Annotated in this window: 10 protein-coding genes; 8 read left to right on the plus strand and 2 right to left on the minus strand. The window is 74.5% G+C overall.

The window, feature by feature from the left end; translation table 11 throughout:
• Nucleotides 1-17 precede the first annotated feature (17 nt).
• Nucleotides 18-566, minus strand: a complete 549-nt coding sequence (locus ACRYR9_RS12910) for a heme-binding beta-barrel domain-containing protein (RefSeq protein ID WP_432495198.1) — start codon at nucleotides 564-566, stop codon at nucleotides 18-20.
• Between the two features lie 210 nt (nucleotides 567-776).
• Complete coding sequence (locus tag ACRYR9_RS12915) at nucleotides 777-1,562, minus strand: hypothetical protein (RefSeq protein ID WP_432495200.1); 786 nt, start codon at nucleotides 1,560-1,562, stop codon at nucleotides 777-779.
• A gap of 144 nt (nucleotides 1,563-1,706) precedes the next feature.
• On the opposite strand from ACRYR9_RS12915, the gene ACRYR9_RS12920 reads away from it, so the two are divergent.
• From ACRYR9_RS12920 to pstB, 8 genes are all read left to right on the plus strand, one after another.
• The gene (locus tag ACRYR9_RS12920; protein WP_432495202.1) at nucleotides 1,707-2,504 is read left to right on the plus strand and encodes a winged helix-turn-helix transcriptional regulator; all 798 of its coding nucleotides are present in this window, start codon (nucleotides 1,707-1,709) and stop codon (nucleotides 2,502-2,504) included.
• 5 nt (nucleotides 2,505-2,509) lie between these two features.
• Nucleotides 2,510-3,421: a mycothiol synthase gene (gene mshD / locus ACRYR9_RS12925; protein WP_432495204.1), complete on the plus strand. Its 912-nt coding sequence runs from the start codon at nucleotides 2,510-2,512 to the stop codon at nucleotides 3,419-3,421.
• Nucleotides 3,422-3,551: 130 nt separating this feature from the next.
• The gene (locus tag ACRYR9_RS12930; protein ID WP_432495206.1) at nucleotides 3,552-5,720 is read left to right on the plus strand and encodes an RNA degradosome polyphosphate kinase; all 2,169 of its coding nucleotides are present in this window, start codon (nucleotides 3,552-3,554) and stop codon (nucleotides 5,718-5,720) included.
• Nucleotides 5,717-6,685: an NUDIX hydrolase gene (locus ACRYR9_RS12935; RefSeq protein WP_432495208.1), complete on the plus strand. Its 969-nt coding sequence runs from the start codon at nucleotides 5,717-5,719 to the stop codon at nucleotides 6,683-6,685. The genes ACRYR9_RS12930 and ACRYR9_RS12935 overlap by 4 nt, the downstream gene beginning before the upstream one ends.
• Before the next feature lie 293 nt (nucleotides 6,686-6,978).
• Complete coding sequence (gene pstS, locus ACRYR9_RS12940; RefSeq protein WP_432495210.1) at nucleotides 6,979-8,085, plus strand: phosphate ABC transporter substrate-binding protein PstS; 1,107 nt, start codon at nucleotides 6,979-6,981, stop codon at nucleotides 8,083-8,085.
• A gap of 166 nt (nucleotides 8,086-8,251) precedes the next feature.
• Entirely contained in the window at nucleotides 8,252-9,160 is a 909-nt protein-coding gene (gene pstC, locus ACRYR9_RS12945; RefSeq protein WP_432495238.1) for a phosphate ABC transporter permease subunit PstC, read from the plus strand.
• Nucleotides 9,157-10,239, plus strand: a complete 1,083-nt coding sequence (gene pstA / locus ACRYR9_RS12950) for a phosphate ABC transporter permease PstA (RefSeq protein ID WP_432495212.1) — start codon at nucleotides 9,157-9,159, stop codon at nucleotides 10,237-10,239. The genes pstC and pstA overlap by 4 nt, the downstream gene beginning before the upstream one ends.
• Before the next feature lie 47 nt (nucleotides 10,240-10,286).
• Complete coding sequence (gene pstB / locus ACRYR9_RS12955) at nucleotides 10,287-11,066, plus strand: phosphate ABC transporter ATP-binding protein PstB (protein WP_432495214.1); 780 nt, start codon at nucleotides 10,287-10,289, stop codon at nucleotides 11,064-11,066.
• Nucleotides 11,067-11,125 lie beyond the last annotated feature (59 nt).

The raw sequence follows: 11,125 nt of genomic DNA on the forward strand, positions 1-11,125 counted from the left end.
GGTGGGCGCGCCGGGCGTCAGGGCACCCGCTTGAGCCGGGCCGAGGCGTAGCTGCGCATCGGGTGGCCGTCGAGGGCGACGTCGAGGGCCCAGAGCAGGTCGCCCTCCACGAGGCCGTACACGCGCGTGGCGGCGGTGTACTCGTGGGCGGTGGTCGTGCGGGCCACCACGTCGGTGGACAGGTCGATGCGCGGGCCGGTGGCCGTGCCGACGAGGACCTCCACGACGCCGGTGGGGTGCGCGAGCAGCACCTCCAGCTCCACCGGGCGCGGGCCGTCGGCGGGTGCGGGGGCGGCCGGGTCCAGCGGCTGCGGGCGCCAGTAGCCGGTCTCGACGTCGAGGGGGTCGGTCGTGTTCCCCTCCTCGTCCAGGGCCCACGTGGTGGAGGTGTAGCTGAGGAAGTCGCGGCCGTCGTGGCTGAACTCCACGACCTGCCCGAACCGGGTGTCCGCGCCGCGGGCGGGGTGACCGAGCACGCCGGCACCCTCCCAGCGGCCCAGCAACCAGGACAGCGGGACCAGCGGCAGGGGCGTGTCGGTGCGCAGGGGGACGGGAGCGCCTGCCACGGGTCAGCGCTGTCCCTTGAACAGGCGGTACACCACGAAGCCGGCGAACCACGCGATCACGATGCTGACCACGATCAGCAGGACGAGGAAGAACACTTCGAGGGCGTGCACGCGGCGAGCCTAACCCTCGCGGCACCGCTCGGGGCCGCCGACGTGGGCGGCCTCACGCCCGGCCCCGCGCGGAGGGGACCGAGGGGGGACCGGGGAGGGTCACAGCAGCAGCAGGCGCCCCACCAGGTAGGCGCCACCGCCGGCGAGGCAGACCGGGGCGGCCGCCACCGCGAACGCCGCCGGCAGCGCGCCGGCGGCCGGCAGGCGCGCCGAGTGCGCGCGCCAGGCCGAGACGGCCACCCCCGCGCCGGCGCCGGCGATCAGGCCCGCCACGGCCCAGCGGGCGGGCGGGACGATCCCGGCCCCGCCCAGGGCCACGGTCGCCGAGCCGGCCAGCCAGCCCGTCAGGGCCCCCGCCGCGACGGCGGCCGGCCCGGCCACGCGCAGCGGCCAGCTCGTGGCGCAGACCGCGGCGGCGGCGCAGACCGCGACCAGCACGACGGGCGCCAGGGGCGCACCGGCGTAGGTGGCGGGCACGGCGGTCCAGCAGGCGGCCAGGACGCCGAGCGCCTGGCCGGTGACGGCGCCGCTGACCGACTCCACGAGCCGGGGACGGCCGTCGCGACGGGCCAGCTGGTGCACGAACGCGGCCAGCAGGGCCAGGGCCGCGACGGCGGGCACCCCGGCCAGGGGGCCGGCCCCCAGCGCGTCCCGGTCGGCGCCCACCACCGCCGTGCCGGTGGCGACGGCTCCCAGGCCGGCGAGCACGACGACCGCGGTCGTGCCGCGCGGGGAGGGCAGGCTCAGCAGGGCCGGCCAGCCCACCGCCACCAGCGCCACCAGCAGGGCCAGGGCCAGGGCGAGCGCGAACGGGCCGGCGAAGGCGGCCAGCGCGACGAGGACGGCCAGGGCCAGGGTGGTCGTCGCCGTCGCCGCAGGTGTCACGGCGCGATCCTCCCGCACGCGCCGCCGCGGTGGGCGGGCGGTGGGGCGCGGGCGGGGACGCCGCCCGGGCGGGCGGCCGTTAAGCTGCCCGCTCGGCGGGCCGCCCGGGCGGCCCGGGCGCACGGACGGGGGGCGAGACGGCGGGTGGCCCAGATCCTCGTGCTGACCAACGCGCTGACCCCCTCGAGCGACGTGCTGCCGGCGCTGGGGCTGCTGCCGCACAGCGTCCGCGTCCTGCCGGCGGAGGCGTCGGTGCTGGTGGACGGCCCCGCCGGGGACGCCGTCCTGGTCGACGGCCGGCGCGAGCTCGCCGCGGCCCGCTCCCTGTGCCGGGTGCTGCGGGCCACCGGGCTGACGCAGCCCCTGCTCCTGGTGCTCACGGAGGGCGGCATGGCGGCGGTCGCCGCCGACTGGGGCGCCGACGACGTGCTGCTGGACACGTGCGGTCCCGCGGAGCTGGACGCGCGCCTGCGCCTGGCCGCCGGGCGCAGCCGCCTCGCCGCGGTGGAGGAGGTGCCCGACGGCGGTGCCGGGGAGATCCGCGCGGGTGACGTCGTCATCGACGAGAGCGCCTACTCCGCGCGGGTGCGCGGACGCCAGCTGGACCTGACCTACAAGGAGTTCGAGCTGCTCAAGCACCTCGCGCAGCACCCCGGGCGGGTCTTCACCCGCGCGCAGCTGCTGCAGGAGGTGTGGGGCTACGACTACTTCGGGGGCACCCGCACCGTCGACGTCCACGTGCGGCGGTTGCGGGCCAAGCTGGGCGCCGAGCACGAGGGGGCCATCGGCACGGTGCGCAACGTGGGCTACCGGTTCGTCTCCAGCGGCCGCGAGGACGGCGGCGCGCTGGACGCGGCGACCCTGGACGAGGCGCCCGGCCCGCTGGGCGAGCAGGGGCCCGGCGACGCGGGCGCCCTGCCCGGCGCGGCGCGGCCGCGGTGAGCGGGGTGAGCGCCACGGTCGTGGCCGGCGCCCTGACGCCCGAGGTCCGCGAGGAGGTGCGACGGCTGGCGGCCGCGGCGTCGGCGGCCGACGGCGCGGACGCCCTGAGCGAGGACGCGCTGCTGCGCGCGCGCACGGGTGCCGACGAGGTGCGCCACGTCCTGCTGCGCGCTCCCCGGCCGGGGTCCGCGGACCCCGCCCCGGTGGGGTACGCGCAGCTGGCCGAGGCCGGCGCGGACCTGGCCGGCGAGCTGCTCGTGCACCCGCACGCGCGCGGGCGCGGTCACGGGCGCGCCCTGCTGGGCCTGGTGCGCGAGCTGGCGGCGGGGCGGCGGGTGCTGCTGTGGGCCCACGGCGACTCCCCCGCCGCCGCGGCGCTGGCTGCGGGGGACGGGTGGGTGCGCACCCGCGAGCTGCTGCGCCTGCACCGCCCGGTCGCGGGCCTGGCGGAGCTGGCCGAGCCGGAGCTGTCGGCGGGCGTGGTGGTGCGCCCGTTCGTGCCGGGCGCCGACGACGAGGCGTGGGTGGCCCTGAACGCCGCGGCCTTCGCCACGCACCCCGAGCAGGGGCGCTGGGGCGTGCACGACCTGCGCCTGCGCCTGGCGGAGCCGTGGTTCGACCAGTCGCCGTTCCTGGTGGCGCAGGCCGGCGAGGGGCTGCTGGGGTTCTGCTGGATGAAGGTCCAGCCGCACGCCTCTGAGCTGTACGTGCTGGGGGTGCACCCGGCGGCGGCGGGGCGCGGGCTGGGCCGGGCGCTGCTGGTGCGCGGGCTGCGCGCGGTCGCCGCTCCGGGTGCGCCCGGCGAGGTGGAGCTGTACGTGGACGGCGACAACGTCCCCGCGGTGCGGCTGTACGAGGGCCTGGGGTTCACCCGGGCCGCCGTGGACGTGCAGTACGCGAGCGCACCGGCGCCCTGAGCGCCGTCCCCGGCCCGCCGGCCCGTCCCGTCCACCGGCCGTCCACCGGGGTGTCGCCTCCTCGTCACCGCCCGTGCGGGTGCCGCGCCCGTTCGGGGCTCGCGCCCCGTCCGGTGGCAGGATGAACCCCATGACGGCGACGACCCGGGCCGGTTCTGCCGCCCCGCTCCCTGCGATCCCCCGCTCCGACGATGCCGTGGAGCTCCCCGAGGACCGCTTCGCCGACCGGGAGGTCTCCTGGCTGGCGTTCAACGAGCGCGTGCTGGAGATGGCGGAGGACCCGAGCACCCACCTGCTGGAGCGGGCCCGGTTCCTGTCGATCTTCGCCAACAACCTCGACGAGTTCTTCATGGTCCGGGTCGCCGGGCTCAAGCGCCGCATCGCCACCGGCCTGGCCGTCACCGCCGCCAGCGGCCTGGAGCCGCGCGAGGTGCTGGACGCCATCTCGGTGTGCGCCCACGAGCTGACCGAGCGCCACGCGAACGCCTTCCTGGAGGGCGTGCGCCCGGCGCTGGCCGAGGCCGGCATCACGATCGTGCGCTGGGACGAGCTGTCGCCCAACGAGCAGGTGCGCCTGCACGGCTTCTTCCGCGACCAGGTGTTCCCGGTGCTGACGCCCCTGGCGGTGGACCCGGCGCACCCGTTCCCGTACATCTCGGGGCTGTCGCTGAACCTGGCGGTGGTGGTGCGCAACCCGACCACCGACAAGGAGCACTTCGCGCGGGTGAAGGTGCCGCCGCTGCTGCCGCGGTTCGTGGCGGTGGCGCAGGCGGACGGCGACGACACCCGCTCCGCGCGCTTCGTGCCGCTGGAGGACGTCATCTCCGTGCACCTGGACCAGTTGTTCCCGGGCATGGAGGTCGTGCAGCACCACACGTTCCGCGTCACCCGCAACGAGGACCTCGAGGTCGAGGAGGACGACGCGGAGAACCTCCTGCAGGCGCTGGAGAAGGAGCTGCTGCGCCGCCGCTTCGGGCCGCCGGTGCGCCTGGAGGTCGCCTCGGACATCGACCCGACCGTGCGCGACCTGCTGGTGCGCGAGCTGGGCGTGGCCGAGCAGGAGGTGTACGAGCTGCCCGAGCCGCTGGACCTGCGCGGGCTGGGCGACATCGCCGACATCGACCGCCCGGAGCTGAAGTACCCGAAGTTCGTGGCGCGCACGCACCGCGACCTGACGGACGGCGCCGAGACCGCCAAGCCCTCGGACGTGTTCGGCGCGATCCGCAACCGCGACGTCCTGCTGCACCACCCGTACGACTCGTTCTCCACGAGCGTGCAGGCGTTCCTGGAGCAGGCGGCCACGGACCCGCGCGTGCTGGCCATCAAGCAGACCCTGTACCGCACCTCGGGGGACTCCCCGATCGTCGACGCGCTCATCGACGCGGCTGAGGCCGGCAAGCAGGTGCTGGCCCTGGTGGAGATCAAGGCCCGCTTCGACGAGCAGGCGAACATCACGTGGGCCCGCAAGCTGGAGCAGGCCGGCGTGCACGTGGTGTACGGCCTGGTGGGCCTGAAGACCCACGCGAAGCTGAGCCTGGTGGTGCGCCAGGAGTCCGGCGGCCTGCGCCGCTACTGCCACGTGGGCACGGGCAACTACAACCCCAAGACCGCCCGGATGTACGAGGACCTGGGCCTGCTGACCGACGACCCCCAGGTCGGCGAGGACCTGACGCGCCTGTTCAACCAGCTGTCGGGGTACGCGCCGAAGACCGCCTACAAGCGCCTGCTGGTGGCGCCGCGCTCGCTGCGCACCGGGCTGGTGGACCGCGTGGACCGCGAGATCGACAACCACCGCCAGGGCCTGCCCGCGGGCGTGCGGATCAAGGTGAACTCCATCGTCGACGAGGCGCTGATCGACGCGCTGTACCGCGCCTCGCAGGCGGGGGTGCCGGTGGACGTGGTGGTGCGCGGCATCTGCGCGCTGAAGCCGGGCGTGCCGGGGCTGAGCGAGAACATCCGGGTGCGCAGCATCCTGGGCCGCTTCCTGGAGCACAGCCGCATCTTCTGGTTCGCCTCCGGCGGCGACCCGGTGGTGATGATCGGCAGCGCGGACATGATGCACCGCAACCTGGACCGGCGCGTGGAGGCCGTGGTGCGCCTGACGGACCCGCGCCACGTGCGGGAGGTCTCGCAACTGCTGGACGAGTGCATGAGCGACTCCACCGCCTCGTGGCACCTGGACGCGGAGGGGGCGTGGACGCGCCACCACCTGGACTCCGACGGCCGCCCGCTGAGGGACCTGCAGGAGCACATCATCGCGACCCGCCCCGGGCGGCGACCGTCCGCGCGGCGCCGGTGACGCCGCCCGCCGCCGGCACCGCCGCACCCGCCGACGTGGAGGCGGCGGGGTGCGTGGTGGTGCGCCGCTCCCGCGGCGGTGAGCCGCAGGTGCTGCTGGTGCACCGGCCGGCCACGCACCGCCACGGCCGGGACTGGTCCTGGCCCAAGGGCAAGCTGGAGGACGGCGAGCCGCACGCGGTGGCCGCGGTGCGCGAGACGCTGGAGGAGACCGGCTGCCGCGTGCAGCTGACCCGGCCGCTGCCGCAGCTGCGGTACCGCGTGGCGGACGGGCGCCGCAAGCGGGTGCGCTACTGGCTGGCGTTCACCGCCCCCGGCGAGCAGGCGGGCACGCCGTCGCCGGAGGAGGTGGACGAGGTCCGCTGGTGCAGCGGGCAGGAGGCCCGGGAGCTGCTGACGTACCCGCACGACGTGCGGGTGCTGGACGCCGCCCTGGACGCGGCCCGGGTGCGCACGTGGCCGCTGGTGGTGCTGCGCCACGCCAAGGCGGTGGCGCGCGCCCGGTGGAGCGGCCCGGAGGACTCCACCCGCCCGCTGCTGGACCGGGGCCACGAGCAGGCGCACGCGCTGGCCCCGCTGCTGGCCTGCTTCGACGTGCGCGAGGCGGTGACCTCGCCGTGGGCGCGCTGCGTGCAGACGCTGCTGCCCGCGGCGGACACGGCCTCGTGGCGGGTGCGCGAGGAGGAGGCGCTCAGCGAGGACGGCTTCGAGGCCGACCCGTCGGGGGCCGGCGCGGTCGTGGACGGGTTGCTGGCCGGCGGGCGCGGGGCGGTGCTGTGCTCGCACCGCCCGGTGCTGCCGGCGCTGCAGCAGCGGCTCGCGGAGCTCGCGCAGGACGCGGACGACCGGGCGCTGCTGCTGGGCAAGCTCGCCAAGGGCGAGTTCACCGTGGCGCACGTGAGCGGCCGGGGCGCGGAGGCGCGCGTGGTGGCGGTGGAGCGGCACCAGCCGGCCGTCGGGCACTGACCGGAGCAGCGGCCGGGCGGGCTCGCACCCGGGCCTCGAGCCTCGGGCCACGGGCCTCGAGCACCTGACTGGACCGCAAGTGGTTCCGCAGTGACGGATTGTGACCCCCTTCACTCGTTCACCTGGTGGTCAGCGCAGCGTCCCGCACCCGCCGCCGATCAGCCCGCCCCGGTTAACCCCCCGTTCACTGTCGCCGGGGTATCACGTCACTTGAGCTGCTTACCGTCTTCGCACGTCAGACCCCGGCCGGCGCTCCACCGCGCCTGCCCGTCGAGCGAAAGCGAGCCTCATCCGTGAACCGCAGGACCTTCCGCCGTGCCGCCGTCCCGGCCGCCCTCGCCCTGACCCTGGGCCTCGCCGCGTGCAGCGGCGAGAACGAGACGACCACCACCGGCAGCGAGGGAGCGAACGCCTCGGACCTCAGCGGCAGCATCGCCGGCGCCGGGGCCAGCACCCAGACCGCCGCGCAGCAGGCGTGGGCGGCCGGCTTCAACGAGACGAACCCCGACGTCACGGTGAACTACGACCCGGTCGGCTCCGGGGCGGGGCGCGAGCAGTTCCTCAACGGCGGCGTGCCCTTCGCCGGCTCCGACGCCTACCTCGACGAGGAGGAGCTGGCGGCCTCCGAGGAGCGCTGCGCCGGCGGCAACGCGATCGACCTGCCGGTCTACGTCTCCCCCATCGCCGTGGCCTACAACCTGCCCGGCGTGGAGAACCTGCAGCTCTCGCCGACCACCCTGGCGAACATCTTCAACGGCACCATCACCACCTGGAACGACCCGGCGATCGCCGCCGACAACCCGGGCGTGACCCTGCCGGACACGCGCGTGAACCCGGTGCACCGCTCCGACGACTCCGGCACCACGGAGAACTTCACCGACTACCTGCACGCGACCGCCCCCGAGGCGTGGACCGCCGAGCCCGACGGCGAGTGGCCGCTGCAGACCGGCGAGGCCGCGCAGGGCACCTCCGGCGTGGTCCAGGCCATCGGCGCCGGCGAGGGCTCCATCGGCTACGCCGACGAGAGCCAGGTCGCCGCCAGCGACCTGCAGGCCGCCTCCCTGAAGGTCGGCGAGAGCTGGGTCGCCCCCGGCGCCGAGGCCGTCGCCACCGCGCTGGACACCTCCAGCCGCGTCGAGGGCCGCCCCGAGGGCGACATCGCCATCGAGATCGACCGCACCACCACCGCGGACGGCGCCTACCCGCTGTACATCGTCTCCTACGCGATCGCCTGCACCGCGTACGAGGACGCCACCCAGGGCGAGCTCGTCAAGTCCTACCTGACCTACGTCACCAGCGAGGAGGGTCAGCAGGTCGCGGCGGAGCGCGCCGGGTCCGCCCCCATCTCCGACACGCTGCGCGAGGACATCACCACCTCGCTGGACATGATCGGCGCCTGAGCCCGATCCTCGACCGCACAGGGGCGGACGGCCGGCACGGCCGTCCGCCCCTTCCCGCACCAGGCGCGGCCCGCACCGCGCACCGCCCCCGCACCAGGAGGACCCCCGGGTGAGCACCCCGACGCAGCAGCCGACTCGAGACCCCGGACCGGGCGGGAGAGGCGGCATCGCCACCGGCACGACCCGCAAGGGCGACGCCGTCTTCAAGGGCACCTCCACGGGCGCCGGTGTGATCATCCTGCTCGTCCTGGCGGGTGTCGCGGCCTTCCTGATCGGCCAGTCCATCCCCGCCCTGACGGCCTCGCCCGAGGACCTGCCGGAGGGGCAGACGGTCACCGCGTACGTGTGGCCGCTGCTGTTCGGCACCGTCCTGGCCGCCGTCATCGCCCTGCTGGTCGCCACCCCGATCGCGGTGGGGATCGGCCTGTTCATCTCGCACTTCGCACCGCGCCGCGCCGCGCAGACCCTCGGGTACCTCGTCGACCTGCTGGCCGCCGTGCCCAGCATCGTCTACGGCATCTGGGGCGCCGTGGTGCTGTCCGCGTGGCTGGTGCCGATCTACCAGTGGCTGGAGCGCAACGCAGGCTTCCTGCCGTTCTTCGAGGGGCCGGCCCTGCCCTCGGGCCGCACGATGCTCACCGCCGGCCTGGTGCTGGCGGTGATGATCCTGCCGATCATCACCGCCCTGTCGCGCGACGTCTTCCTGCAGACGCCGCGGCTGCACGAGGAGGCCGCCCTGGCCCTGGGCGCCACTCGCTGGGAGATGATCCGGTACGCCGTGATCCCCTACGGCCGCTCCGGCGTCGTCAGCGCCGCGATGCTCGGCCTGGGCCGCGCGCTCGGCGAGACGATGGCGGTGGCGCTGGTGCTCTCCGGCGCCCGCATCGTCACGTTCGACCTCATCGGCGCCGCCAACCCGCTGACGATCGCCGCGAACATCGCGCTCGCGTTCCCCGAGTCCTCGGGCCTGACCACGAACACCCTCATCGCCAGCGGCTTGGCCCTGTTCGTCATCACCTTCCTGGTGAACTTCGTCGCCCGCTGGATCGTCTCGCGCTCCGGAGCCAAGGCATGACCACCACCACCGGCAAGTCCCCCCGCGAGGGGCTGATGTCCGTCGACCTGCCGCTGACGAAGGCCGCCCTGCCGGGCTGGACGCCGTGGGCGCTGCTGGTCGCCGCCGCCGTGATCGCCACGGCGGTCCTGCTGCCCGGCGGCACGTCGATCGCAGCCGTCGCGGTCCTGACCGCGATCCTGCACCTGGTCCTGACCGGCGCCGTCTCCGGCGCCAAGGAGGGCAGCCGCAAGGCCAAGGACCGCCTCGTCACCGCCCTGGTGACGATCGCCTTCCTGCTGGCGATGGTGCCGCTGGTCTCCGTCGTGTGGACGGTCGTGTCCAACGGCGCCGCCCGCTTCGACGCGACCTTCTTCACCTGGTCGATGCAGGGCGTCGTCGGCGAGGGCGGCGGGGCGCTGCACGCCATCTGGGGCACCGTCATCGTCACCCTCGTGGCGACGGTCATCTCCGTGCCGATCGGCCTGCTCACGGCCGTCTACCTGGTCGAGTACGGCGGCAGGTCCGCCCTGGCGCGCGCCATCACCTTCCTCGTCGACGTCATGACGGGCATCCCGTCCATCGTCGCCGGCCTGTTCGTGGCGGCCCTGTTCGTGATCCTCGTGGGCCCCGGCACGAAGCTGGGCATCATGGGTTCCATCGCCCTGGCCGTCCTGATGATCCCCGTGGTGGTCCGCTCCACCGAGGAGATGCTCAAGCTGGTCCCCAACGACCTGCGCGAGGCGGCGTACGCGCTGGGCGTGCCGAAGTGGCGCACGATCATCAAGGTCGTCCTGCGCACCAGCATCTCGGGCATCGCCACCGGGATCACGCTGGCCGTGGCCCGCGTGGCCGGGGAGACCGCCCCGCTGCTGGTGACGGTCGGCACGACGGTCGCGACGAACTTCAACCCGTTCGAGGGCCGCATGTCCACGCTGCCGGTGTACGCCTACTACAGCTACACCCAGCCCGGGGTGCCGCCGCAGCCCGGGATCGACCGGGCCTGGACGGCGGCGCTGGTCCTCATCATGCTGGTGATGGCGCTGAACCTCGTCGCCCGGCTGATCTCCCGCTTCTTCTCCCCCAAGGCCGGTCGCTGAGCGGCTCCCGCCGGCGCACCCCGACCCAGATCGACCAAGGAGCCGACGTGGCCAAGCTCATCGACGTGAGCGACCTGAACATCTACTACGGCGACTTCCTCGCCGTGGAAGCCGTCAACATGACCATCGAGCCGCGGGCCGTGACCGCGCTCATCGGTCCGTCCGGCTGCGGGAAGTCCACCTTCCTGCGCTCGCTGAACCGCATGCACGAGGTCATCCCCGGCGCCCGCGTCGAGGGCAAGGTCGTCATGGACGGCCAGGACCTCTACGACAAGGACGTCGACCCCGTCTCGGTGCGCCAGCACATCGGCATGGTCTTCCAGCGGCCCAACCCGTTCCCGACGATGTCGATCTACGAGAACGTCGCCGCCGGCGTGCGCCTGAACGCCAAGCGCATGAAGAAGAGCGACATGGACGACCTCGTGGAGTCCTCGCTGCGCGGCGCGAACCTCTGGACCGAGGTCAAGGACCGCCTCGACAAGCCCGGCATGGGCCTGTCCGGCGGTCAGCAGCAGCGCCTGTGCATCGCCCGGGCCATCGCGATCCGCCCGTCGGTGCTGCTGATGGACGAGCCGTGCTCGGCCCTGGACCCCATCTCCACCCTCGCCGTGGAGGACCTCATCGGTGAGCTGAAGAACGAGTACACGATCGTGATCGTGACCCACAACATGCAGCAGGCCGCCCGCGTGTCCGACCAGACGGGCTTCTTCAACCTGGCCGGCATCGGCAAGCCCGGCAAGCTCGTGGAGATCGACAGCACCTCGACGATCTTCTCCAACCCGTCGCAGAAGGCGACCGAGGACTACATCTCCGGCCGCTTCGGCTGATCGGTCCTCACCCGCACGACGAAGCGCCCGGTCGCGTCCTTCCAAGGACGCGACCGGGC

The sequence above is a fragment of the Kineococcus auxinigenes genome (genome assembly GCF_050871525.1).
GTDB lineage: Bacteria > Actinomycetota > Actinomycetes > Actinomycetales > Kineococcaceae > Kineococcus.

Bases quoted from the DNA above. Each gene is read 5' to 3' on its own strand.
- ACRYR9_RS12930 (WP_432495206.1), top strand. From the start codon at position 3,552: ATGACGGCGACGACCCGGGCCGGTTCTGCCGCCCCGCTCCCTGCGATC.
- pstA (WP_432495212.1), top strand. From the start codon at position 9,157: ATGACCACCACCACCGGCAAGTCCCCCCGCGAGGGGCTGATGTCCGTC.